The 25,171-nt window shown below is 42.0% G+C and carries 26 protein-coding genes; 16 read left to right on the top strand and 10 right to left on the bottom strand.

Features of this window, described 5'->3' with window-relative positions; translation table 11 throughout:
• The first annotated feature begins 23 nt into the window (after positions 1-23).
• Together SOO65_RS18420 and SOO65_RS18415 are read left to right on the top strand one after the other, a co-directional pair.
• Complete coding sequence (locus SOO65_RS18420; protein ID WP_321393896.1) at positions 24-1,082, top strand: DUF3108 domain-containing protein; 1,059 nt, start codon at positions 24-26, stop codon at positions 1,080-1,082.
• Entirely contained in the window at positions 1,082-2,257 is a 1,176-nt protein-coding gene (locus SOO65_RS18415; RefSeq protein ID WP_321393893.1) for a glycosyltransferase, read from the top strand. Before SOO65_RS18420 ends, SOO65_RS18415 begins: the two co-directional genes overlap by 1 nt.
• Here SOO65_RS18415 and SOO65_RS18410 read toward each other — a convergent pair.
• The gene (locus SOO65_RS18410; RefSeq protein WP_321393891.1) at positions 2,254-3,231 is read right to left on the bottom strand and encodes a hypothetical protein; all 978 of its coding nucleotides are present in this window, start codon (positions 3,229-3,231) and stop codon (positions 2,254-2,256) included. The genes SOO65_RS18415 and SOO65_RS18410 overlap by 4 nt on opposite strands.
• A gap of 284 nt (positions 3,232-3,515) precedes the next feature.
• Here SOO65_RS18410 and SOO65_RS18405 point away from each other — a divergent pair, with 284 nt between their 5' ends.
• On the top strand, positions 3,516-5,255 hold the full coding sequence (locus SOO65_RS18405) for a 30S ribosomal protein S1 (RefSeq protein WP_321393887.1): 1,740 nt from the start codon (positions 3,516-3,518) through the stop codon (positions 5,253-5,255).
• A 93-nt stretch (positions 5,256-5,348) separates the two neighbouring features.
• On the opposite strand, the gene SOO65_RS18400 is transcribed toward SOO65_RS18405, so the two are convergent.
• Positions 5,349-6,671 (bottom strand): HTTM domain-containing protein, encoded by a 1,323-nt coding sequence (locus SOO65_RS18400; RefSeq protein ID WP_321393884.1) that lies wholly within the window; start codon positions 6,669-6,671, stop codon positions 5,349-5,351.
• Between the two features lie 74 nt (positions 6,672-6,745).
• On the opposite strand from SOO65_RS18400, the gene SOO65_RS18395 reads away from it, so the two are divergent.
• From SOO65_RS18395 to SOO65_RS18385, 3 genes are read left to right on the top strand one after another with little or no spacing between them, the layout of a single operon-like run.
• The gene (locus SOO65_RS18395) at positions 6,746-7,324 is read left to right on the top strand and encodes a DUF3015 family protein (RefSeq protein WP_321393881.1); all 579 of its coding nucleotides are present in this window, start codon (positions 6,746-6,748) and stop codon (positions 7,322-7,324) included.
• A gap of 17 nt (positions 7,325-7,341) precedes the next feature.
• Positions 7,342-7,806, top strand: coding sequence for a DUF3015 family protein (locus tag SOO65_RS18390; protein ID WP_321393878.1), 465 nt, complete (start codon positions 7,342-7,344; stop codon positions 7,804-7,806).
• 7 nt (positions 7,807-7,813) lie between these two features.
• Positions 7,814-9,625: an Lnb N-terminal periplasmic domain-containing protein gene (locus SOO65_RS18385; RefSeq protein ID WP_321393875.1), complete on the top strand. Its 1,812-nt coding sequence runs from the start codon at positions 7,814-7,816 to the stop codon at positions 9,623-9,625.
• A 59-nt stretch (positions 9,626-9,684) separates the two neighbouring features.
• Here SOO65_RS18385 and SOO65_RS18380 read toward each other — a convergent pair whose 3' ends face one another.
• Both SOO65_RS18380 and SOO65_RS18375 read right to left on the bottom strand, forming a co-directional pair.
• A complete protein-coding gene (locus SOO65_RS18380; RefSeq protein ID WP_321393872.1) occupies positions 9,685-10,545 on the bottom strand; it encodes a hypothetical protein in 861 nt (286 codons plus the stop codon).
• A gap of 236 nt (positions 10,546-10,781) precedes the next feature.
• The gene (locus SOO65_RS18375; protein ID WP_321393869.1) at positions 10,782-11,753 is read right to left on the bottom strand and encodes a class I SAM-dependent methyltransferase; all 972 of its coding nucleotides are present in this window, start codon (positions 11,751-11,753) and stop codon (positions 10,782-10,784) included.
• A 45-nt stretch (positions 11,754-11,798) separates the two neighbouring features.
• On the opposite strand from SOO65_RS18375, the gene clpS reads away from it, so the two are divergent.
• On the top strand, positions 11,799-12,122 hold the full coding sequence (gene clpS, locus SOO65_RS18370) for an ATP-dependent Clp protease adapter ClpS (protein WP_321393867.1): 324 nt from the start codon (positions 11,799-11,801) through the stop codon (positions 12,120-12,122).
• A gap of 79 nt (positions 12,123-12,201) precedes the next feature.
• Positions 12,202-14,544: an ATP-dependent Clp protease ATP-binding subunit ClpA gene (gene clpA, locus SOO65_RS18365; protein ID WP_321393864.1), complete on the top strand. Its 2,343-nt coding sequence runs from the start codon at positions 12,202-12,204 to the stop codon at positions 14,542-14,544.
• Positions 14,545-14,951: 407 nt separating this feature from the next.
• On the opposite strand, the gene SOO65_RS18360 is transcribed toward clpA, so the two are convergent.
• Positions 14,952-16,283, bottom strand: coding sequence for an MFS transporter (locus tag SOO65_RS18360; protein WP_321393861.1), 1,332 nt, complete (start codon positions 16,281-16,283; stop codon positions 14,952-14,954).
• Positions 16,284-16,338: 55 nt separating this feature from the next.
• On the opposite strand from SOO65_RS18360, the gene SOO65_RS18355 reads away from it, so the two are divergent.
• Entirely contained in the window at positions 16,339-16,932 is a 594-nt protein-coding gene (locus SOO65_RS18355) for a DUF502 domain-containing protein (RefSeq protein ID WP_321393857.1), read from the top strand.
• Entirely contained in the window at positions 16,929-17,561 is a 633-nt protein-coding gene (locus tag SOO65_RS18350) for a class I SAM-dependent methyltransferase (RefSeq protein ID WP_321393854.1), read from the top strand. The genes SOO65_RS18355 and SOO65_RS18350 overlap by 4 nt, the downstream gene beginning before the upstream one ends.
• On the opposite strand, the gene SOO65_RS18345 is transcribed toward SOO65_RS18350, so the two are convergent.
• Entirely contained in the window at positions 17,551-18,078 is a 528-nt protein-coding gene (locus SOO65_RS18345; RefSeq protein ID WP_321393851.1) for a deoxycytidylate deaminase, read from the bottom strand. The two genes, SOO65_RS18350 and SOO65_RS18345, sit on opposite strands and share 11 nt — an antisense overlap.
• A gap of 91 nt (positions 18,079-18,169) precedes the next feature.
• Here SOO65_RS18345 and SOO65_RS18340 point away from each other — a divergent pair, with 91 nt between their 5' ends.
• Entirely contained in the window at positions 18,170-18,490 is a 321-nt protein-coding gene (locus SOO65_RS18340; protein WP_321393849.1) for a rhodanese-like domain-containing protein, read from the top strand.
• Positions 18,491-18,546: 56 nt separating this feature from the next.
• Here the strand turns inward: SOO65_RS18340 and SOO65_RS18335 are convergent, their stop codons facing one another.
• Together SOO65_RS18335 and SOO65_RS18330 are read right to left on the bottom strand one after the other, a co-directional pair.
• Complete coding sequence (locus tag SOO65_RS18335; protein ID WP_321393846.1) at positions 18,547-18,843, bottom strand: hypothetical protein; 297 nt, start codon at positions 18,841-18,843, stop codon at positions 18,547-18,549.
• Between the two features lie 134 nt (positions 18,844-18,977).
• Positions 18,978-19,304 (bottom strand): hypothetical protein, encoded by a 327-nt coding sequence (locus SOO65_RS18330; protein ID WP_321393843.1) that lies wholly within the window; start codon positions 19,302-19,304, stop codon positions 18,978-18,980.
• 135 nt (positions 19,305-19,439) lie between these two features.
• On the opposite strand from SOO65_RS18330, the gene pepD reads away from it, so the two are divergent.
• The 4 genes from pepD (at position 19,440) to SOO65_RS18310 (ending at position 22,388) form a co-directional block, all read left to right on the top strand.
• Positions 19,440-20,888, top strand: a complete 1,449-nt coding sequence (pepD, locus tag SOO65_RS18325) for a beta-Ala-His dipeptidase (RefSeq protein ID WP_321393840.1) — start codon at positions 19,440-19,442, stop codon at positions 20,886-20,888.
• A gap of 11 nt (positions 20,889-20,899) precedes the next feature.
• Entirely contained in the window at positions 20,900-21,250 is a 351-nt protein-coding gene (locus SOO65_RS18320) for a hypothetical protein (RefSeq protein ID WP_321393837.1), read from the top strand.
• Positions 21,251-21,322: 72 nt separating this feature from the next.
• Positions 21,323-21,544, top strand: a complete 222-nt coding sequence (locus SOO65_RS18315) for a YggT family protein (RefSeq protein WP_321393832.1) — start codon at positions 21,323-21,325, stop codon at positions 21,542-21,544.
• A 7-nt stretch (positions 21,545-21,551) separates the two neighbouring features.
• Positions 21,552-22,388, top strand: coding sequence for a hypothetical protein (locus tag SOO65_RS18310; RefSeq protein WP_321393829.1), 837 nt, complete (start codon positions 21,552-21,554; stop codon positions 22,386-22,388).
• Here the strand turns inward: SOO65_RS18310 and SOO65_RS18305 are convergent.
• Entirely contained in the window at positions 22,385-22,630 is a 246-nt protein-coding gene (locus tag SOO65_RS18305; RefSeq protein ID WP_321393827.1) for a hypothetical protein, read from the bottom strand. The genes SOO65_RS18310 and SOO65_RS18305 overlap by 4 nt on opposite strands.
• Before the next feature lie 160 nt (positions 22,631-22,790).
• Between SOO65_RS18305 and SOO65_RS18300 the strand changes: the two genes are divergently transcribed.
• Positions 22,791-23,741 (top strand): hypothetical protein, encoded by a 951-nt coding sequence (locus tag SOO65_RS18300; protein WP_321393825.1) that lies wholly within the window; start codon positions 22,791-22,793, stop codon positions 23,739-23,741.
• A gap of 37 nt (positions 23,742-23,778) precedes the next feature.
• Here the strand turns inward: SOO65_RS18300 and SOO65_RS18295 are convergent, their stop codons facing one another.
• Entirely contained in the window at positions 23,779-25,170 is a 1,392-nt protein-coding gene (locus tag SOO65_RS18295; protein ID WP_321393822.1) for a TolC family protein, read from the bottom strand.
• Position 25,171 lies beyond the last annotated feature (1 nt).

Here is a 25,171-nt window from a genome sequence, read left to right as displayed (position 1 = left end):
TAGTAGTTTACGAAGGACATGATTTGAAAATTGCATTGTTGTCGATTCTTTTAATCAGTGGCTGCGCCACTTGGAAGCAAAAAGACTTCGAAAAAGACATTAATAAACCAACTGAAGAAGCTCAGCCAAAAGTTGAAACAACGAAGGCCGAGGAAAAGTTACTAGAAAAGTTTGAAACTAAACCGGTAGCTCCTGTTGCGACTTCAAAACCTGTTACCAAATCACCTGAAGTAAAAAAGAGCGCATCAAAAACTCCAGCTCCCAAGGTAGTGGCTGAAAAGGCCCCGGCCAAACCAGTTGTCGAAAAAGCAAAAGTAAAATCTCTTCCTCAAGACTATCCCCCTGAATTACTCACGCTAAATGAGAAGGCGAAGAAGGTCTGGGATTTGTATAAACCAAATCATTTTGTGAATGAGAAAACGTATCTTGATATTCATTACCTTGGTATGACCGTTGGTAAAATCATGGTCTTGAATAAGGGCAAGGAGATGATGAATAACAAAGAAGTCTGGCATTTTCATGCTCGCTTCAAGTCAGCTCCCTTCTATAGCAACATCTATGAATTGGATGATACTGTTGATACTTATGTGACGACTGATCAATTTCTTTCCACGAAATACAGTCTGATTCAAAGAGAAACAAAGCAAGACGTAGACGATCTTCAACTTCACGATCGCGAACAATTCAAAACATTCTGGTTTTATCATCAGAAAAAATCCAATGGAGACGTGAAGGACAAGAAGCAGGAAAAATATATTCCATTCTTCAGTATCGATCCTTTCTCAGTTCTATACTTCTATCAAGGGCTGCCGCTTAAAGATGGGGACGTTTATGAAATCCCAATCATCAACAAGACCAAAATACTGGTTTTAAAATCAGTGGTTGAAGGGCGAGAGAAACTTGAAACCGAAAAGGGCAAGAAGAACGCCATTCGCGTTCACGCCACTACAAAATATACCGGTGAAACACTTAAGAGTGGTGACCTCTATTTCTGGTTCAGCGATGATCAGCACCGCACACTTTTAAAGGCCCAGGCTAAAATTAAAATTGGTTCGGTCACGGCCGATATTGTGGATAAGTAATGCGGGAAAAGGTTCGTCTCTCCGATCTTACAATTCTTTATGTTTGTCTCTCTGAAGAGTGGGGGACAATTGAACGCCGTTGTATCGCGGACGCGAGCTACTTTCGTAACATTGGTGGGGCATCATTCATTCTTTGTCACGAAAAATCTTTGATAGATCGGGAAGCTGAGAAAGAAGACATTCCTCGTTTGTACTTTCAGAATGATTTGAATGGCTGGCGCCCGAAATTAAATTTTTATTTCCAGATTCAGCATATCCTTCAGAAGCAACAAGTGGATATCATTCACTCGTATAACTACGATTCACTTCTGCCTCTAGGGATGATTTTAAAAGGCATGCCTCATATTCCAATGGTATTTACTTTTAACGAAGACATTCCCTGGAAGAAAAACAGCATCTTCGATCGATGGTTCATCTCCCGGACGGATTCTATTTTTACTTTCTCTCCCAATATTCGAGAACTCGCGGCAGAGAACCTTCCGGTGAATCCAAGAAAGATTCATGTGACGGGAGCAGGGATTGATTTCCCGGCCAAGATCATTCGCTCTGTTCACGCAGATGAGAAGAAAAAGATCATGACCTTCATTCCTCGCACAGAGGATGATCTAAAAAATCTAAGACTATTTGTGGATGCGATTCCGCCACTGCTCCATCACCTGAGTGAGCTGAATTTTAAGCAGCGTCTGATCTTCACTTTTTTAACTGATATCTCCTGGTACACCCATCCTATATATGATGGTCTGAAGCGCATGATTCTTGAGCGCCATCTCGAAATGCACATTAGTTTTGAGACCCGACCTCTGGCATCTTCGAGCTTCCAGGACTGTGATATTTTCGTGGGTCTTCCGATGCACGAACTTTTCTCAGATCAGGACCTCTATGCCCTGGTAACTCAGACCCCGGTCCTTCTGCCTCGGACATCGACCCGCCACCATCTGGTGAAGCAGGGGAAATTCGGAGAGACCTACCATCCTGAGGACGGAAGGGAGCTTCGGGACAAAATGATCAAGATTCTCACCAATTATCCTAACTACTTAGAGGAACTTAACGGGGTCGAACTGGAGCTTCAGGAACAGCACCATTTCGAGCGCTACGCCGAGGAACTCTACGCTCATTATGAAAAGCTTTATACGCAACGTTTGAGATATACCCAAAAGCAAAAGAAGCTGGCTTAGTGTGAGCAGACTAGATCTGCTGTTTTGTTGTCTCCTAAGATGTCTTTTAAAACACTCAAATCCTCTTTGTGTGAGCAGACTAGATCTGCTATTTTGTCGTCCCCTAAGATTTCTTTTAAAACACTCAAATCTTCTTTTTTAAGTTCTTCGATATAGAACTCTAGATTCGAATTTTCTTTCGATTTACTGAGAGAGCAATGATCTAAATCTTTTAGAACTCCCAAAGATGAGGACAGCAACTTATCTAAGAAAACTCTATTTTGATCAATATCAAATTCTTTCCAGATTTCAGGTCGCTCAGCTTTGATAACTTTTAAATAGAGATTCATGTTGTAGATAAAGTAAAGAATGCCATCCAGTTGAGTAATTTTGTTTTTTAAAGGATTTTCTAATTGATATTCATGTTCTCCATTGCGAACGATGAGCTTCTGAGGAATAAGTGCCTGCATTCTGGCCTGGATAACAGAACCATGTGTATACGCATTGAGCTCTGTAGCTATTCCTGTAATAAATTCTGCCGCCATTGAATCATCTGCTGCCAAGTAGATGCCATGCAAGTGCATAAAAACCTCATTACTTAAAAGATAAGGTCTCTTGGCCTGCAAATAAGGAGTCACGATTTCTCTGACTATCGGCAATTCTGTCACATTCTTAACCGTGCCAATATGTTCGTTGTTAACAGTATAAATATTAGTTTCTTTAGAGCTGGTTCCGGATAGATCAAGATCGAGGTCTTCGAAATGAGCGGCTTCATGAACGAAAATAACAGCTCCGTTATTAACAATGCTTTCTCCAAATTCATTCGAAGAACAATTAATATTAAATACGCCTAGTACCTCAGGCCTATTTTCAAATAAGTATTTTTCGCTATCTGTTTTGATAAGCTCTCTAATTCTATTCATGCAGGCCTCATCAGTAGCATGAGCAAAAATAGAAAATGTTAGCACTAGAATACTGGCGAATAGATGCTTCATTTTAAATCTCCTGCGCCCCTCATCTGCAGAATGAGTGCCAACCAGTAGATAAGATTTTTAGGAACTTGGATGGTTCTGACTGATCAAAAGGAACACATGCTTCAAGGAGCTGTGTAAAAATTGATCATTTCACCCCTATAACTACCTGAAACTAGGCTCAGCCAGCTAGCCTGAGCGATGGAAGAGGGATAAGTCATTCGAATTATTTGCTTTTTTGGGGTCTCTCACTTATATTTACCGCTCTCCAGTAGGAGAATTAATGTCTAAAAAGGGGGGCTATAATTATGGCCACCACAAAAACTGCCTCTAAAACTAACTTTGAAATCCCAGCTTGGATCAAAGGGTTCGACTTCGAAATGGGAGACGTTCCAGAACAAAAAGCTAAAACTGAATTCAGCGAGATGATCAACTCTGCTGGCGCTAAAAACTTTGCTGAAGGCGAAGTTTTCATGGGCCGCGTAGTTGCTATGAACGACGAATTCGTAACTGTCGACATCGGATATAAGCAAGAAGGTCTTGTACTTGCTCGCGAATTCCGTAACTACGACGGTACAATGAAAGTTAAAGTTGGAGATGAAATCCAAGTTTATCTTGAGAAGCTTGAGTCTCAAATGGGGAACCTAGTTCTCTCTAAAGACAAAGCTGAAATCCTTAAAGCTTGGGATAAAATCTCAGAAGCTTGCGAAAAAGGTGAGCCTGTTGAAGGTACTGTTATCGCAAAAGTTAAGGGCGGTCTTTCTGTTGATATCGGTGTTAAAGCGTTCCTTCCTGGTTCGCAAATCGATATCCGTCCTGTTAAGAACCTTGATAAGTACATTGGTAAAACAATGGAATTCAAAGTTATTAAGTTCAACAAGAAACGTGGAAACATCGTTCTTTCTCGTCGTGCAATTCTAGCTGAAGAGCGCGGTAAGATGAGAGATGAGACACTTACTCAGATCCAAGAAGGCATGATCGTGAAAGGTATTGTGAAGAACATTACTGATTACGGTGCGTTCATCGATCTTGGTGGTGTTGATGGTCTACTACATATCACAGATATGTCTTGGGGCCGCGTGAAGCATCCTTCTAACCTTCTTAACGTTGGTGATGAAGTAGATGTTAAAATCCTTAAGTATGACGCTTCTAAAGAGCGCGTATCTCTAGGTCTTAAGCAAGTTCAAGCTAACCCTTGGGAATCTGCTAAAGATAAGTATATGCCAGGTTCAAAAGTATCTGGAGAAATCGTATCTGTTAAAGACTACGGTATCTTCGTTGAGCTTTCTGACGGTATCGAAGGTCTAATCCACGTTTCAGAAATGAGCTGGACGAACAAAAAAGCTACAAACAAAACTTACAACGTAGGTGAAAAAGTTGAAGCTGTTGTTCTTGAAGTAGACGTTGAGAACAAGAGAATCTCTCTTGGTCTTAAGCAACTTATGCCAAATCCTTGGGACGATCTAGCTAACAAATATACTGTTGGTAAAGTTGTTGAAGGTACAGTTAAGGCAATCGTAGATTTCGGTCTATTCCTTGACCTTGGCGAAGAAGTAGATGCTCTAATTCACGTATCTGACCTTTCTTGGACTAAGAAAAACGTGAACCCTTCTGAAGAGTTCAAAGTTGGCCAGAAAGTTAAAGCTGCTGTTGTAACTGTAGACAAAGAAAACCAAAAATTCTGTCTAGGTCTTAAGCAACTTGAGGAAGATCCTTGGAAGCGTATCGAAGAGCGTATGCCAGTAGGTTCAGCTGTTGAAGGTGAAGCTGTTCGTATCACTGAGTTCGGCGTATTCGTTGAACTTGAGACAGGTATCGAAGGCCTAGTTCACATCTCTGAAATCTCTGAAGAGCGCGTAGAGAAGCCGTCTGACAAAGTTGCTAAAGGTGACAAAGTTAAGGCAATCGTTATCTCTATCGATAAGCAAGCTAAGAAGATCGCCCTTTCTATGAAAGCGGTAGCTTCAGGCGAGTACAAATCTAGCTATAAAGCAGAAATTGCTCAGCCTTCTACACTTGCTGATAAGCTTAAAGGCTTCAAAGTTTAATAAACTTTAAAAATTCCCATTCCGCTGTTTATGAATGACTAGGGCCCTCGAAAGAGGGCCCTTTTTATTTTAAGCAAGTGTTGGTCGCTGAACTTATCGCTTCTGACCTTCATCACTTGAGCTTAGAAGTTCTTGATTCAAAGGCATGATCCAGTCATAGGCCTTCACTGATCGTTCAATCTTTGCCAAATTCGTTCCCGGTTTAATGATCTCAACTGCCGGTCTTCCGTTTAAACTCACTCTTGAAGAGGCATACACTTCTACCGGCATTTTCCATTCCATTTGAAAACGATCGCGCAAAAAGTGGGAGAATTGAAGAATCATCTCCGGATTACCTAAGAGATCATTGATTTGCCTCTGAGTAAGATATTCCTTGGGAGAAATAATTAATTTCTTATCCCCACTCATTACTGTGAAATACACATTCCCGGATTTCGATCGAAGCATCATTCTCCACGAGAACATGTGTCCTTCTTCGCTCCAATTTGGACTTTCTGGATAAAGCACAAAATGACGAAGGGGGAGAGTAACGTGAACGAGGGCATAGATTGCCAAAAGTCCTGCCAACACAGGACCAATTGGTTTTACCGCTTCATCTTTTTTAGGTGCGATAAATTGATTGAGGTACGGAATTTTTCTAGGCCATGAGGGATCAAAGAACATACTTGTGAGAAGTAGCGAGAACCACGGAAAAGTTGCAAGTCCGAACATCATGACATTTGATAAATGGAAAACAACAGAAGCAGCGAGACCAATTTTTCTCGTTCTCGGAAAAATCATCATTGGTACGATTAAAAGATCAAAGGCGACCCCGCCATAACTAAAAAATAACGGTGCCCAGCTCTGAGAATAGAGAAATCCCAATGGATAATTTGCTCTTGCTGCCAAAAATAAATCCATCGGTGTTCCGTTTAACCAATCTGAATTTAGCTTTGCAATTCCTCCAAAGAAATAGGCGAGTGCCATATGGAAAAGAATTAAATAGAGCGCCCAGGCCGGAGCAGTTGATTTACCGTCATTTTTCAAAGGAAGAAAGATCATCCAAAAACTCAAGAGACAGTAGAGATAGTGATGGTTAATGTATTCCGACATTTCCATTAAAAAGAATGAAGTGTTTCCAAGAAAAAGTACGATGGCAAAAAAGCGATAACCAATTCCAGCGGCCACCATAAACCCAGCGAATATTGTGACCAAATATTGAAGGATCATACCATGATAGGGCCATGGTTTTACCCATTCGAAAAACTGGTAGGAAAAATGAAATTGGGGATCAGTATATTCGCGATATTTTCCAATGATCAGACTATTAATGAGTTCCTGAGACATCAGAATGCCGGTGCAAATTCGGAAGTAGATTAAGATGGCCTTATCAATTGGCCGTGAAAGTGCCCCTATCATGAGGAAGATAAATACCACTAACTTAAGTTTGCAAAATCTTAATTCCTCCTTAAGCTTTTAGTTACAGATTATTTACCTTCAAGGAGGAAGTTTTGAAACGATTACTCGTAATCGGTATCGCGTTGTGCGTGTCGATGTCTGCGTTTGCTCAAACGAAAAAGCCACAACAACCCAAGCAGTCTCAGCAACAGGCAAAAAAGAAAAATAAAGGTTTGATTGGCGCTGCTGTTGATAAGGCAGATTCCGGCTATTATGGAATGGCCGGTTGTGGATTAGGCTCTGTATTATTTGGCGAATCTGAGAGCCGCGGCGGACAAATTCTGGCTGCTACAACTAACAGCACATACGGTAATAATACTTTTGGTATGTCTTCGGGAACTTCAAATTGTGTTCAAGAAAAATCTGAAACTTCTGCAGAAGTTAAAAAGAACATGGATAAGTTCATTGCTGCAAACCGTGAAGCTCTTGCAAACGACATCGCTAAATCAAACGGCGAAACAATCGTTACCATGTCAAACATCATGGGCTGTAAAGATTCAGCTTATCTTGGTTCAAAACTTCAGTCTCGTTACGAGTCAATTTTCGCTTCAAAAGAAGACATGAAAGTTTCTGACAATATGTACAACACTGTAACTTCTGATCGTTACCTTGTTGAAAACTGTAAACTATAATTTAAGGACAAAGATATATGAAATTCATTCTTGTAATTTCTGCAATTCTTATGAGTTCAATTGCACTTGCAGCAAAACCATATGGTATGGCCGGTTGCGGTTGGGGTTCTCAAATGATGGGCAAAGAAGGTAACCAGGTTCTAGCTGCTACTACAAACGGCACATCAGGAACTCAAACTTTTGGTATCTCTTCAGGAACATCAAACTGTGTAACTGCTTCTGAACAAACAGCAATGATTAAAAACTACATTGAAGCAAATTATGCTTCGCTAGTTACAGACATGGCGAAAGGTCAGGGCGATACTCTGAACACACTTTCGAAATTCTACGGTTGTGATACAGATGCTTTTGCAACTGAAATGAAATCTAACTACGAGATGATCACTCCAGCTAAAGAAAATGCTACTCATGTTATGGTTAACGTGAATAAAGTGATTGAAGATTCAGCTTCTCTGAATTCTACTTGTACTCATGCTCTATAAGTCTCTTATGAAGAAGGGCACCCTTACGGGTGTCCTTTTTTTTTGCTCCCTGCACGCTCTTGCTCAAAATTGGCAAGATCCTCAATGGCTCCGCTTAGGTGATTACCGGGAAACGCTTTTCGGTTATGAGTCCGAAGCAGATGACCAAAGTTTTTTTGCCAGCCATGAAGGTAAATACAGTCCTGAAAATGAACTTAAAGCTCTGGTAAAAAGTGTAGACTTTCAGGATCCAGATCCTAAAAAAAATGTTTTTTGCCGTTTCCCAGCGCGAGTCAGATGGCTCAAGAAACATAGGTCTGTTCCTGGGCCAATTGTAGAATGTAAGGAGTATAAAACCTTTGTAAATCGTCTTGCGGCCAAATCGGTTTCTGTGGTTTTTTCCTCATATTATCTCAACAATCCAGGTTCAAGTTTCGGGCATACATTCATCCGTCTGGGAAAACAGTCTTACAGTGAAAGAAACCAGGACTCTTCTTCAACAGAATTATTGGACACTGGAATCAATTACGGAGCACTCACCGGAGATGCAAATCCTGTTCTTTTCGCCATCGGCGGTTTAACCGGTTTCTTCTCAGGAAACTACAATGCGATTCCTTATTATTACAAAGTTCGCGAGTATAACGACTTTGAAACGCGTGATCTTTGGAGTTATCAATTAGACCTTACCCAAGATGAAATTGATCTTATGGTGGATCATATCTGGGAGCTTGGACATACACGATTTGATTATTATTTTCTAACTGAGAATTGTTCTTATCACGTTCTAAGTATTCTTGAAGCCGCCAGACCATCTTTGAATCTTCATCGGCATATGCCTCGGCTGTACACAATTCCTTCCGAAACTCTCAAGGCCCTAGAGGCGGAAAACCTGGTCGAGAAGATTACTTTCAGGCCTTCATCCAGTACTCAGTTTTATCATCAGTTAAATCTTTTAAAGAAGAGTGAACGTCAATCCGTCATTGACCTGGTTTATGATCACAAAGAAGTGATCGAAGCCGATCCTGCGAAGAAAGCGCTCATTTATGATACGGCCATCAGTTTAGTGGATTATAAATTTGCGAAGGAAATTCTGAAGGGTGAAGAGAGTGCTCAAAGTATCAAGCGACCTCTACTGGTGGCACGCTCTAAAATTCCTGTTAGAAGTTCCGAGCTAGATTATTCGGATAAATTAAAATCTCCCCCTCATTTGGGCCATGGCCAGAAACGATTGATGGTGACTGGTGTAAATCAGGAAGGAAAGAATCTCGCTGATTTTGAATGGCGATTTGCTTTCCATGATTACTTGGACAACAGTATTGGTTACCCTCCTGCGACCCGTATGGAAGTCGTGAAGGCCATCTATCGTACTGATGGCAATAATCATCAGCTCCGGGATTTTTCTTTTATTGATGTCATGACTTTGGGGAAATGGAACGTCCTAAACAAAGTATCTTCCTGGAAGGCCAAGCTGGGTCAGTGGCAAACACGCCGTGATCAGCATGATCTTTCCACTCAAGGGTTACAAGTAGGCTACGGGATTAGCTCTCAGTTTTCGATTGTTTCCCCTTATGTTCTTGCCCACGGCGAGGCCTCGTACGTAAGTGAAAAGTACCACCAGGGCAAATTTGCCTACGGAGCAGACGCGGGATTTATTTTTGATTTCAGTGATCGTTTAAAGTTTCAGACCGCCCTTGAATGGCGGGCATACCCTTGGGACGATTCTCGATTTTTTAATGAGATCAGATACTCGGAAAGAACATACGGAGTAGGTGCTTACCAGCAGACCTATCTCATCGACGGGGTTCAGAATCTCGGTCTTCGCGTGATGTTTTACTTCTAAAAATAAAAAGGCCACCCGGGGAAGGTGGCCTTGATATTTCGAATCAAATTTTAGAGAGATTATTGACCTAGGAAGCTCTTAAGTTCACCGTTACCAGTGATGTGAATTGTGTCGTTACGCTCGTAAGCAGCAGACCAAGAGTTCATTTGGTACTTAAGAGTAACCATGATACCTGCAACTGGTTCAGCTCTTGTTCCGTGGTTCATCATACCAGAAAGTTTCATTGTAGCGTTGAAGTCCCAACCGTATTGAGTCTTAACAGAACCAGGGATGATGATAACGTTAGTTAAGTATTTACCAGCACCGTTATAAGAACCACCGTAAGAGTACATAACTTTGTATGTGAATGTTACAGCAGGAGCTCCGGCCTTGTTTGTAATGTTAGCAACGTAGTTCTTTTCAACCGGCATTGAGAAGCCTTCAAGATCGAAAACATCTACATATTCTTTTGTCATTGGATCACGAGGAACAACGCTGATTGGAGCGTATTCAGTTTGGTTCTTTGGTTTACCTTTCTGAACTAGTTCGTAGATCGCTTCACCAAGAGCTACGAAGTCACGAGCAGTTTGAATCACTCGACCTGCAGTTTCGATTCTGTCGCCTGAACCGTTATAATAACCACCGCCAGTGTATCCACCGCCGTTATAACCACCTTGACCGCCGCCTTGAGCGCCACCCTGAGGTTGGTTCGGATCACCACCAGTGAAACCACCGTTGATACCGCCGCCAACGAAACCACCAGGAATAGGACCTGGATTATTTAGACCAGCTGGGATGCCGGCACCATTGAATGCTTTGAATTGATCAGCAGAAATTTCGCGAATCTCGATGTTGCCTAGTTGTTGGCTTGCCGGGATGTTTGGAGCGGCCATAAGAGAAGTAGAGACGGCCACAGTCGCGAGTAATAATAGCTTTTTCATATTGCCCCCTAATTTGATTCCAATTAGTGATCCATTCGTATGAATCAAAAAAATTTGGGCTCTTGTATCAGTTTTTGAAACATTAGGTCAATGAATTGTGAAAACTTGGAAAATTTTACGGTACTCGGGGCGATTTCAGTGGAAATTTGGGTATTTATTACAGGTTTCTGAGGGGGCTGAGGCCCCCTGAAAATCGCAAAATAATAAGTGTGTCTAATAGTAGGTATTAGTTTTGGTTAAGATTGGTGACGTTCAATAGTAAAAGCGCGGTGGATATTGCTCTGGTGGAAGTCCTGAGGGATGGTCCATTGTGAGATTTCTTTTACTTTATAGTTGTCGCCGATAATTCTGTGAAGCTCAAACTTTCTCTTATTAGTAGAAAAGAACAATGTTCCACCCGGAGCAAGTAATTGCATCGTATCGCGGATAAGGATCGGGTGATCGCGTTCGATATCCAGGTCTTCTTCCATTCTCTTAGAGTTTGAAAAGCTTGGTGGATCCAGCACGATGATATCAAAGAGTTCACCTTTCTCTTTGCGAACAATAAGTTCTTTTAGAACATCGGCCTGATAAAAGACATGTTCCTTAGGATTAAGGTCATTGATGAGGAAATTTTCATAGGCCCAATCTAAATAGGTATTCGACATATCAATAGATGTAACTTTACCGCCGCCCTTAGCAGCAGCAACGCTGATTGAACCTGTGTAACAAAAGAGATTCAATACTCTTTTATCTTTAGAATTATTGTAAAGATATTGGCGAAGAGGGCGATGGTCGAGAAATAGACCCGTATCTAGGTAGCGCTCAAGATTTACGAGAAACTTGAAAGGTGGTTCCTTCACTTCAAAGAACTCCGTAGATTTCGCATCAAGTGATTGATACTGCTCTTTTCCTTTTTGTTTCTCACGAATTTTAAAATGCTGATCAGCTTTTGGAATTTTTAGAACTTCTTCAATGGCAATTTCGATATCACGTTGGTGATTTTCGCGAATTGCTTGTTCCTCATCATTTAATTTTTTACCTTGCTCATAAATAACGGCCTGTTTGCCGTAAACATCAATCAGATAGGGATATTCCGGAATATCTTTATTATACAACCGGTAAGCTTCAATTTGGTTTTTATTAAGATAAGACTTTAATTTTTTCACATTTTTAGTGAGACGATTTTTTAGTGCGGTTGGATCAGCTGTCACAGTATTGCCTTTCATGGGGATTTGGTGCATCCTCTCAATATTAACAACTGATGAATACCTATGTCTTCAGAAACCGATAAAGATGAACAATCCGGCGTAGCAACGGCCAAAAAAGAGAAGCTGCAAGCGCCCCGTAAGTATAAAGTCCTCATGCATAATGATGACTATACCACTATGGAATTTGTGATTCTTGTGCTGCAAAAATATTTCAGTAAGAGTTCGGATGAAGCTCAAGCAATTATGCTTGAAGTTCATACCCGTGGATTTGCCATCTGTGGCATGTATACATTCGAAGTCGCCGAGTCAAAAGTTGCCAAAGTAACTAAGTATGCCCGAGAAAATGGTCACCCATTAAAGTGCAGTACTGAGCCTTGTGATTCTTAATTAAAGTTCCTTACATTACCTTGCCATTTTCCCAACCGTCACCATCTTCTAGTATAATGAGAGTGAGAGGAAAAATAATATGATTAGCCAAAAATTAGAACAGATATTAAACCGGGCCATCCGCCGGGCAAATGAAAAGAAACATGAGTTTCTTACCCTTGAGAACGTGCTCCTTTCAATGCTCGAAGATGAAACGGTGATAGAAATACTGGTAGATTGTGGTGCCAATCTTGGTGACCTTAAAAAAGATCTATCGGGGTTTCTGGATGAAGATTCAAACTTCTCATTATTAAGTGAAGAAGAAATTCAGGAATTAAACCGCAAGCAGTTTGGTAATGAACAGCTTCGCGATATCGCTAAAGATAATGGAATTCTTTATCAACCAGAGATTTCTTTGAGCCTTCAGCGCGTGATCCAGCGTGCGGCCATCCACATTCAAAGCTCTGGTAAGAAATCAATCCAGGCCATTAACCTTTTAGTGGCGATGTTTAGTGAAAAAGAATCTCATGCCACTTATTTCCTTGAGCGCCAGGGTGTAACAAGAATTGATGTGGTTGAGAAAATCGCCCATTCAACTGACCGTCCGGTAAATTCTCAGGAAGAATCAACTATCGAAGCTCCGGGCGAAACTTTTCGCAAAGAAGAAAAGTATGAGAAGGCCCTTAGTGAATTCACAACCAATCTAAATAATCTTGCCCGCCAGGGTAAGATCGATCCAATAATTGGACGTGAGGATGAAATTCAACGAATCATTCAGATTCTTTGTCGTCGCCGTAAAAACAATCCAATTCTGGTGGGGGACTCCGGTGTTGGTAAAACTGCCATTGCAGAAGGTCTCGCCAAAGCAATTGTTGAAAATAGAGTACCAAGTGCCCTGGCCAATACCACAGTCTACGCACTTGATATGGCCTCACTTTTGGCGGGTACTAAGTTCCGCGGGGACTTTGAGGAACGTTTAAAGTTAGTTCTTCAGGCCCTGGAAAAAGAAAATGAAGAAAAAGGGTCAATTCTCTTTATCGACGAAATTCACACCATCATTGGTGCTGGTGCCACTTCAGGTGGAAGCTTGGATGCTTCAAACTTATTGAAACCGGCCCTTTCAAAAGGTCAGATCCGTTGTATGGGGTCGACCACTTTTGATGAATACCGCAAATATTTTGAGAAAGATCAGGCCCTCAATCGTCGATTCCAGAAAATTGATGTGCTTGAACCTTCAATTGAAGACTCGATTCAGATTTTATCAGGTCTTAAATCGAAATTTGAGGAGCACCATCAGGTAACGTATCCAGACCAAGTTATTCGTGCAGCAGTTGAGCTGTCACACAAGCACGTGGCCGACAGAAAACTGCCTGATAAGGCCATTGATGTGATCGATGAAGTAGGTGCCTACATCCGCTTGAAACCGGATCGTGGAACAGGTTCAGAGGTCAATCTTCAGGATATTGAGTTCATTATTTCGAAGATCGCGCGAATTCCGCAGAAATCTATCTCAATGAACGAAAAAGAGAAGCTTCGTTATCTTGATCGTGATCTGAAAATGATGATCTATGGTCAAGATCAGGCCATCGATAAGGTCTCAAATGCGATTATCTTGAACAGATCGGGCCTTGGTAATGTTGATAAGCCGATCGCGAGCTTCCTTTTCACCGGTCCAACTGGTGTTGGTAAGACCGAACTTGCGAAACAACTGGCACATATTATGGGCATTAATTTCGTCCGCATCGATATGTCTGAGTTCATGGAGAAACATACGGTCTCTAAATTAATCGGGGCGCCTCCGGGTTATGTGGGCTTTGAACAGGGTGGAGTTTTAACCGACGCCATCAACAAGACCCCATACTCAGTTCTGTTATTAGATGAGATTGAGAAGGCCCATCCGGACGTTTTCAACATCCTATTGCAAGTTATGGACCATGGAGCGCTGACTGACTCCAACGGCCGCACCTCTGATTTCAGAAATGTGGTCCTGATCATGACTTCAAATGCTGGTGCTAAAGAAATGGACGCCGGATCAATCGGTCTGGGTGCCAAAGTATTGAGCGATGGGGAAATAAATTCCTCTAAGCGCGACCAGGCCATTAAAAATTATTTCACCCCTGAGTTCAGAAACCGTCTGGATGCTGTGATCAGCTTCAACAAGCTCGATAATAAGAACATCGAGATGGTGGTTTCGAAGTTCTTGATGGAGCTTGAGAACCAGTTGGTTGAGAAAAAAGTAGAGCTCGAAGTCTCTGAAAAAGCCAAGGCTTGGCTATCGAAGAACGGTTACGATGATAAGCTTGGAGCGAGACCAATTGCTCGTCTTATCAATGAGAAGATCAAGAAGCCTTTGGCCCATGAGATCCTTTTTGGTAAGCTCGAAAAAGGTGGCAAGGTCATCGTTGAAGTTAAAAACGATGAACTCGATTTCATTTTTTCCTAAATATCTTTTTTAAACCTTCCGATCCTTCATGCATAACAATTGAAACAACAATTGAAGTGCATGAAGGCCGTCAAAAAAACCATCAGCACCCACCAATTGAATAAAAAAAAGTATCAGTTGAATAAAATTTGTATTTTTTATTTGCGTTAAGTAAAAAATCTGATTAAGCTTTAAATAAGAAAGGTCAATTAATGTTAACCAACTATTTCCTGGGAGGAAATTATGGCTAAGAAAGCAGCAAAAAAAGCTACAAAAAAAGCAACTAAGAAAGTAGCTAAGAAAGCAACAAAAAAAGTAGCAAAAAAAGCTACAAAAAAAGCAGCTAAGAAGAAGTAATTCGACTTGCTAAAAGCCACCTTCGGGTGGCTTTTTTTTTGCCCATTTTCCCTCTGAAAATCACATTTCTCTTACTTCTTTTTCTTCTTCGATTTTTCTAACAACGGTCGCGATAATAGTCCTGATGGAACCATCACATTTAGAACTCTTCTTGAGGCGATAAGTTTTGGTATCTGGCCCTTGAAATTTACCTGTGGTGCAAACATCACTAGGCCGATTCTTAATAAGGTCGCGACGGTAAACAAGGTGAGGTACTGATCCCAACCAGGCGGCAAAACTTTCATGAAGCTCGCCCCAAGTAATGAACCGAGTAGCATCCCGGTGGTATTAAGGAGGGCAATGTAGGTAATTACACTGGTTCGTTCCCGATCATCGATCTTTTGGAAATAAAGGAGGATGGTGGAGAGTTCAAACCCCGCCCAATAACATCCTGACATGAATTCCACCCCCGCAATCCACCAGTAGTTCTGTGAAAGTGCCCACAAAAGTGGCGATGTTGAGATTCCAATCGTTGAAAACAGGAGAATTTTGTCCACATGACGGGCCTTTGCCTTCTTTTGAAGGATCCGGAACATCAGAACCCGGCCGAAATAAGAAATGGAAGTGATCGCCATGTACTCCAGATAGTTAAATTGGAGCCTCTTCAGCATGAAAGGGTTGAAGTAGGGGGCAGCAAAGTACACAGAAACGTAAAAGAGAAACAAAAAGGTGATGAGTTTGCCCTGATCGGTTTGACGAAGGCGCTTTAAGAAGTCGCGCAGCCTAAGTCGCGGCTCCGATCCGGGTTCTAAAGTGTAATCGATGTGATGATTTTTGATTTGAAACCATGAAAGGCACTTCAATCCGAAGCCAATGATAAAAATGCCAACATAAAATGGCATCTCAAGCCCATGACCTCGGGCCCAGTAAAGGATCAGGCCACTAGTGATGAGGCCCACGAACACAGAGAACTGAGAAAATTGACTTCGGATGGAAAAAAATCGAAGGCGAAAGCGGGTCGGGATGGTGTGACCCATTAATCTGTTCCAAGGTGGGTTCAAAGAAAGCAAACAGGCCCAGTAGATGCCCAGGATACTGATGATGAATACTGGCGAATTAATCTTAAAGATTCCCGCCATGATCAACGGGACCATAGAAAAGGCCTGAAGAGTTAAAAAAAGCATCAGCCTTTTCTTTAAAGAGAAGCGTGTAAAGAAACTTCTAATAGAAAAGAGCTGGAAGATGACCCCAATAAATTGTGGGATGACTGTTCCGAGTCCGGCGATGACTCCCGGAATGCCCAGGGCGAGCATATAAGCACAAAAATAACTTTCACACATGCCGATGTTAAGGCTTGTGAAAGTGGCGTCCTTAAAAGAGGCCCGAACATGTTCTTTTGTGGAGACAGATGCCGTTTTGCTCATCGAGCGCGCCTATGCTATTCTTTGTAAAAACAGCATAGCGGATAATCCTTCTTCCATGAAATACCTAAATCAGATTTTTTTTAAAGGCCTCATTGTTCTTCTTCCTATTACTCTGACTTTTTACTTACTCTTTTGGGCAATTGAAAAAGTTGAGTCGATTTTCGGATCGACCCTCGAGTATTTGCTGGGACAATGGCTGTATATTCCTGGGCTTGGTATTGTTGTAACCGTTGCCCTGATTTTTTTAGTTGGTTTATTGGTCAACAATTACATCACAGGTCAGTTTTTCTCATGGTTAACCAACACCATGGAGAAAGTTCCGCTGATTAAAGTGATCTACAATCCTCTAAAAGATTTGATGGCCCTCATTCCGGGTCGTTCAGATAAAAATAAACCGCAAAGAGTGGTTTTGGTTCCGATGCCCGCCATGGGTGTGGATGTTCTGGGTTTGGTGACTCGCGAAGATCTTTCGGAAGAGCTGCCAGGTTCAGGACTTATTTCTGTTTATATTCCCCTTAGCTACATGCTGGGCGGGATTACGATCCTGATTGAGCGTGAAAAAGTGAAGAAAGTAGATATGCCAGTTGATCAGGCCCTGAAACTTTCAGTAACGGCCTGGATTAAGGCCGGCGATAAAGAAAAAGAATGACCTGTCCGCTGTGCCAGCACCAAAGCAGCACGATCTTTGATCAGGACAAAATTCGTTCTTACTATTTATGTGGAAACTGTGAGCTGGTGTTTGTTCCTCGCGAGGCCTTGATTTCACCAACCGAAGAAAAAAAGCGCTACGACTCCCATCAAAATTCTGATCAAGATCCGGGTTATCACCATTATCTCCAAAATATTTCTCAGGAAGTCCTGCCTCATCTTTTAAAAAGTGAGAGAGGGTTGGACTTTGGATGTGGGGCCACCAAAATTCTTGGGAGCTTTTTTGAACAAAGGGGCCACTCAGTCGATTCATTTGATCTCTATTATCATCCGGATCAAAGTATCTGGGACAAGAAGTACGATTTTATTATTTTATCCGAAGTGATTGAACATCTGGGTGAACCGGAGACAGTCATGAAGCGATTAAGTTCAATCTTAAATCCCGCAGGGAAAATATTTATTAAAACAAAAATGTATCCGCAAAAAAGTCAGTTTCCTAACTGGTTTTACAAACGGGACATTACCCATGTTCAATTTTTTAATCAGAAGTCTTTTGAGTTTTTGGCCCAGTTGATGAAAATGACCGGGCCCGAAAAAATTGGTGATGATTTATTCCTATTTAAGGAATAACTGTCTCAAAGTATTTAAAGAGATCGTTCACAATGTCCTTACGGATTTTCATTTCACGATATTTTACACCCGACATATCAAAGATTTTCTTGGCGATGGCATTCTCAACCGTGTCCTGATATTTGTCCGAAAGGTAAATCACTTCTTTTACTTTAACCGTTGCGATCATTTTTGCGCATTCGTGACATGGGAAAAGAGTCACGTAACAACGAGAATGGGCAAGGTCCGCTTTCGCGTGAAGAATAGCATTTGCCTCCGAGTGCACGACATAAGCGTATTTTTGTTGATCAAGCGGGACAGATTTAACATTTCCCCACGGAATTTGAGTTTCATCTATTCCGGCAATTTGACCGTTGTAACCCATGGATAGCTGATGGTTATTGTCGTCCACGAAGACACATCCGACTTTAGTATTCGGGTCTTTGCTTTTAAACGATGCCATCATCGCTTGAAACATGAAGTATTCGTCCCAATTTAGGTGCGAACTGACAGGTAGAAAGTTCACTTTTTGGTCCATATGACGCGGCCTCATCGAAGAAAAAAATCTAAACTTTTTGGTGAGTTCGCAGTATCTTTAAAGGGTCCAAAACTGTCAATGAAAGGTACTTATGAAATACGAAATTCCTCGCGAAGCTTTTAAACAACGTCTTGAAGACCGTCTTAACTTTGTTTTCGTCGATCTTCTTCCTGCTGACCGCACTCCGGTTCAGTATAAGGACGTTGAGCACATGAACTACAGCTCTAATTTTATGAGCGAGTTCTCTTCAAAATTCCCAAATAAAAACCAGAACGTAGTTCTTTATAGCCTTCAAAAAGGCGACGATGCTCCAGCAAAAGCTGCAAATGATCTTTCAGAAGCTGGATATAATTTCGTTTATTATTACAGCGGGACTGCGGACGATATCGTTCTGGATAAAGGTCTAAACTAAGAAATTTTCAAAGATTTTTTGAATAGAAGGCCCTCGAAAGAGGGCCTTTTTTATTTTTACTGACAGTAGATTTCTGAGCTCGCGTTAATGAATGGGTTGTAGGCGTTTGTATAAACATAGGCCTCACGGTACTGACCAGCAGGAATAACATCTCTGAAGTTAGCGAAGATTGGGAACTGAGCAGTTAGACCAATTACACGTCCTTCGCAAAGAACTGGGCGACCCCAAACATTGTAAATACGAGCAATAGCAACAGTTGGATTAACAAACATCTGAGCGTTTGCAAAGGCTTGAGCGAATGCTCCAGTTGAGAGTGAAAGTGCAGCGGCAACAACTAAAACTTTTAGTTTCATGAGAACTCCTGTGTGTGTTTAAAAAAGTTTGGAGGGCGCTTATAACAAGACCAACAAACGATGCACACTCAAGAAAAATTAAAATAAAAAGGCCCTCTTTCGAGGGCCTTCAATGAAAAAAATTTGTTTGATTCTTAATAAGGCCAAACCGTAAAACGACAGTTGATGTTTGCCCATCCACGAGCGAAGGGAGCATATGGAATTGCGTTCACGTATGCATAACGGTAGCCACCAATTGGAAGAACTTGTTCAATGAAGAAAGTTGTAAAAACTTGTCCGTAAACAGTCTGACCATAAACCTGGCCACTACAGATAATCGGTTGAGGATGCGGGTTCGAAACTACAAAAGCAACTTGTCCTGGAAGAACTGAAACCTGAACGATTCCTGGGAACCATTGAGCGAAAGCAGAACTTGTGAAAAGGGCCATGAGCGCAGCTACAACAAGAGTCTTAAGTTTCACGGAAACCTCCAATTTTTTACATAAAAGTGCCTCCTTTTAAAATTGATTGGGCAGATTGTCAATTCTCACAGCTGACAAAGGGGGAAGCTGGGGGTAAAAGACTATAAAAATTACTGACTTATCGGGAGGTAGAGCATGTATATCCCAGAGCATTTTCCGGCCGAACCAAAGGCCCTTTGGAGTCTTTTCCACACCATCAATCAATTACCTAGACCTTCTCGCAAGGAAGACAAGTTCCGTGAATTTATTTTGAAAGAAGCGGAAACTTTAAAACTTAAAACTCACACAGATGAAGTGGGGAATGTGATTGTTTATGTTCCGGCCACAGTTGGTTATGAAAATCATGAAACTGTGATCATTCAAAATCACATGGACATGGTGACGGACGCAACTCCGGATAGAAATATCAACTTCGCTCAAGATCCTATCATCACTTTCAGAGAAGGAGATTGGATCAAAGCAGATCGTACAACTCTTGGTGCTGATAATGGCATCGGTTGTGCCGCCGCTCTCGCTCTTATGTATGACAAGACAGTTTCTCACCCGCCACTTGAACTTCTTTTCACGATTGATGAAGAGACTGGTTTAAAAGGTGCTTGGGGAGTTGATGCCAACTACCTTAAAGGTAAAAAGATGCTGAACCTCGACACAGAAGAGTGGGGCAGTCTTTATATTGGTTGTGCTGGTGGTATCGATTACGAATTCAAGAAAACTGTGAAAATGGTTCCTGCAAAACTTAAAGGCAAGAGCTACAAACTAACAGTTGGTGGATTCCTTGGTGGTCACTCTGGCGTGGATATTCACGAACAAAGAGGAAATGCCATTAAGTTTTTGATGGATTGGATCACCTCAATTCCGGCCGATTCATTCGAGCTTTCAGAGTGGAGAGGTGGCAAGGCCCACAATATTATTCCGCGTGATGCTTTTGCCTTGGTGGTTTTAAAAGACGCCAAAGCAGCAGAAGAAGTGGCGAAAAAAGTTGAGGGCCGATGGCGTGCTTTCATGCCGGAAAATGATCGTGGTTTCTTCACTAAAGTTGAAGAAGTTGAAGCGATCTCAGAAGTAGTGGATGCTCATGATCTTAAGCTTCTGTTAAGTTTCCTGGTGGCCTTCCCTCATGGCGCTCATGCTTATGATCTGGCAAGCAATAAGGAACTCGTTTCACTTAGTAACAACCTTGCAATCTCTCTTATGGTTCGCGGACAATTCTATCTTCAAAGTTCACTTCGATTCTTCGATCGCGGAGAGTGCGTGGGTCTAGAAAATCAGGTTCAAGCACTGGCACTGGGTTTTGGTCTCGAATTTTCAAAAAATGGCGAGTATCCGAGCTGGAAACCGGTTCGTGAGAACAAACTTTTGGACCTCGTAGCGGATAAATACCAGGCCCTTTTCCAGAAAAAGGCCAAGGTCACTGCCATTCACGCGGGCCTTGAGTGTGGGATTTTAAGAGATAAAATTGGCCCGATCGATGCGGTCTCATTTGGTCCAACGATCATGGGTGCCCATTCACCGCAGGAAAGAGTCCACATCCCATCGGTTGAAACTTTTTGGACATTATTTAAAGAAGTATTGAAAGCGCTTTAAGAGGAGAAACAGTGATTACTTACGAAAATTATAAAATTATTCACCTAACATCGATTGTGATCTTGTTCACAGGACTTGCGATCAGTTTTTATGGCGGAACCGCCAGACACATCAAGATTTTAACTGGAATTGCGACCCTTTTCACTCTGGTAGGTGGCATGGGACTGATGGCCCGTATGGGAATCGGTCACACTGGTGGCTGGCCACTTTGGGTTCAAGTGAAGATGGGAATTTGGTTTATTATCGGTATCGGTGGCGCAGTTGTTGCTCGTCGTTTTCCAAAATATGGAAAGCCGGCCTACTTCGCATCTTTGGTTCTCTTCGCGATCGCTTCGATCATGGCAAACTACAAATTCGAATAACGAAGATGAGAGAGAAAACTCTCTCATCTTTTTTCTTTTCATTCCTCTCTCTTCACTTCAAAATGTTAAGTAATGATTCATCATTTACTACAGCTTTTCATTTACATCATTATTGCCGATGTCATCTTGAGTTACTTCCCAGATGTACGTCGTCAGCAGTGGGCGCAGATCCTGCATAAAATTGCAGATGCTCCTCAGAGACCCATTCGTGAAATGCTTCCGAAGGACATTCCGCTTGATCCTTCTCCGATGATCATCATTATTTTGGTTCAAATACTAATGTACTTACTGTGAGGTCTTCATGGATGAGATCGAACTTTTAGTGAACGAAACGTTCAAGCATTTTGACACAAACTTCGGTTCCGACCGGGAGTTGATGGATCCTGTCTCTATTGAAGAGATGCAAGGGTATTTCCAGGAAGAACTTCCTCAAGAAGAGGGAAGTGAGTTTCCGGAAGGGCCGGGGATCATTTATCACGTTCAGAAAACCAAATCGGTTTTCGTGGTACGTACCTTCGTTTCGCAAAACATCCGCCAAGACTATATTCAGATTTTAGAAAAGCCGGAAGATTACCCGAGCCTTCGCCTTTTAGAAGGTGGAGTAGAAGATTTGAGTCATCGCTTGAAGTTCTTCATTGTTGAAGAGGCCTCTCAGGCGGAAATCATTCATGATCAGATTCATAACCGTCGTTTCCCTATGTATGAGGAAATGATGTGCAATATCTCTGATCCGGGGTTTAGTTGGTGGCTGACGAAGAAACAAAAAGGCTTCCAACTGTCCTTCACGATGTCGGTCGCTTCTGATGATACAATTAAACTTGGACCTCTCGGGGATCGCGAGCTCGCCATCAGAAACTTTCAATCCCTTGAAACACTTGTGACTTCAGCGGGAATTGAAATGAACATCCAAAACGAAACTAATCGCGTTCAGTTTACTGATTGCGAAGAGTTCATTCTGGAGGAGCTAAAGGATGTATTTGAGTTTGGCGTGATCACTGAGACCATGACAGACTTATTTAAGATTCTTTCGAAGCAAACGAATGATGCATCGGCGTTGCAGACCACTTGGTTCTATCTTCAAGAGCTAGCGGCTATGCGTCGATTCTGGATCCAGATTCAGTTCGACCTTAATTCTTAATTAAGAGTCGACTTCAAACTTTCTTCGTGTTTTGCAGCAAGGTATCCAGTCACCATGAGTTGGGCCAGCATTCCTAGTTCTTCATCATCAGTGATGCCGTAGAAAGTTTCGATGTGCTGAACGAAAAGTTCAACGTCTTCGTCTTTAAGATGTTTTTCTACCATGGCCATCATGTCCTCTGACTCCATCTTCTCCAATGACTGAAAAAACGAAGTAAGAATTTGTTGCTTTTCACTACTCATCTAACATCTCCCGGTGCCAATTTTGCACCACGAAAAATTATTATTGTCATACCTTAATCTACATGAGACGAATCGAATATACTTTGAGATTCTAGACAAATTTGCTTAGAATCGAAGTTATTGAAAAAAATTTAATGATTGTAAGGAAGGCAACATCACTATGAAAAGTTCTTTTCTCTTTGGGCTCTCATTTTTTGTCCTGATGGTCTCTGTTGCCTCGGCACAAAACAAGCAGACTTCTGTGATCTCTACTACAGAGGTCATCGAGAAAACTAGTTTCAAAAAGTTCTCAGATCGTCTTCGTATTGGTTACTTCGGAGTTCTAACAACTCCAACCTTCCGTGATATGGGTAAGGGGCAGTGGAGAAACGCTGCTATTTCTCCTGAGTGGGGACAAGCACCAAGCGGTGAGAAGAAAAACCAAGATACGTGGCCAACTAACTTATGGCATCAAATCAGCTTCAACTATAACTTTGGTGCGAGAATGAATTTCGTGGTTAACCCACGTTTCATGACTCCGCTTGCGTCTCCTACTGATATGAAAGCTCCGGAAGACAGATCTTTTATTGAGCTTGAAGACTTCCTCGTGGGTTTCCAAGGTGTGGTTTACTCATCAACAGATAAAAAATTCAATCTATGGATTCGTCCTGGTATGCGTATGCCGGTGAGCCGTGCTTCTCGTAACTCTGGGAACCGTGGTCTAGGTTCAACAACTCACCAAATTGAACTTGGTTACCTTCCTACATATGACATCAATAAGAAGTGGCAGGTTGGTATCTTCGGTCAATTCCGTAACTGGATCTACGATGACCGCTATAACTACACTCGTATGCGTATCTATACTGCTCCTTTCGTTCAGTACACGATCGATGATACTTCACGTGTTCAGGTTTATTACGAGAACATGCTAGAGAACGACCGTCGTTGGAAATCACTTAACGGAAAAGAGCCTGTGTTTAAAGATTACTGGCAGAACGTATTCGTGGGTTACTCAAAAGACATCACGCCTAAGTTCAACGTGTTCCCTTACATCGGTGCCTACGTGAACGACGTTCCTTTCTCAGATCAGTCTTTCTGGGCCGGAGCTTGGATCTCTTATCAAATTAAATAAACGCCATAAAAAAAGGCCCTCTTTCGAGGGCCTTTTTTTATTCTGCTGTGCTCACCAGAGCTTGATAGCTTAACAATGTGTCCATGAAGGCGAGACGGGATTCATGAAAAGAAGCTTCCGCATTTGCCTGGGCCTCTTCTCTTAGATTCACTAAATACAAATTTCCTCCACCAGACTTAAACTTGTAGGTCTCAGAGACCACGAGTTCTTTTGCCTTGGTGAATTCAATTTCTGATTGGGCGACTTGCTCTAAACGCAAATGAAGTGATTGCCTCAGGGCCATGACTTCAAATTTGTAAGACTGTTGTCCAAGAGTCATTTCACTTTGTGCCACCATCTTACGAGCGCGAGCGGCGGCAATATTACCATTACCCAAATTTCTTTCGATAGGGACATTGATTTGTGCCAGTACCATCAAATAATCTCGAGGCATTGTGATGTTGGCCTGAGTTCTTTGATAGTATTCAGTGGTGACATCAATCTGCGGTTTTAAGTCTTGTTTGGCGAGTTCAAGGTCTACGTCAGTTTTTTCAACATTCAGTGCAAGATTTTTCAAATCAGGTCGCTTGTTCATCAGCTCATCAATGTTGGAATTCAGATCAAGATTTTCCATGAGCGCAGAGAGCTTGATTGGATAATCTTCATAGGCCTCAGTTGAACTTGGAATGATTGGTAGAGCATTTTCATCTCGGTAAAAAAGAGAAAGAGCATACTCAGCACGAAGCAGACGTTCTTTTGCAGCCTGAAGTGAGCCTTTCCGATTGGCCACGTATTGCTCATTTTCAGTCACAACGATTTTTGCGGTGTCGCCTTTAGCACTACGGTCCATCAGATACTCATTACGAGTTTCACCATTCTTAAGAAGTTCCTCGTAAACGTTCTTCACTTTGTTGGCCGTGACCCATTCCCAATAGGCAAGTTGACCCAGTCTTCCAATGTCGAGATCGGTCAATCTTTTTTCGGCCTCAACTCTTTTCGCTTCGTACTTAGCATTTTTAAATCGGGCGCGATCGGGATCGAGTAAGAAGTTTTTCCACAAAGATAATTTCAAACCGAGAACAGAGTAATTTCCAACCTGGCCAGTAGAGACCGGGTTTCCGGTATTGTAGACGGGAGAAAATTTACCGTTGGCATTGCTGATTTGCTCAGAGCCAGCGTAGATTTTGGAATTGGCGACCCTTAAAGGTTTCTCGAGGAAAGTTCTCGAGACGGTGCTGTTCCAATCATGTTTCGTTTGTCTTCTATAATCTGAAACAATTCGCGTATCGAAGGCACCACGTGCACCTCTGACGGCCTCTTCTCCTGCACGCATTTTCTCGAGTGCTGCAATAACTGTGGGATGATATTTAAGTGCGCTATCTTTAACTACAGTAGGGGAGATGGCCCCGAAGGCCGGAACACTTATCATCAAAATAAAAAAATACTTCATG

Origin of the sequence: Peredibacter starrii (genome assembly GCF_034259205.1) — a bacterium.
GTDB classification, from domain to species: Bacteria; Bdellovibrionota; Bacteriovoracia; order Bacteriovoracales; family Bacteriovoracaceae; genus Peredibacter; species Peredibacter starrii.
This window is presented reverse-complemented; position numbering and strand designations above follow the sequence as displayed.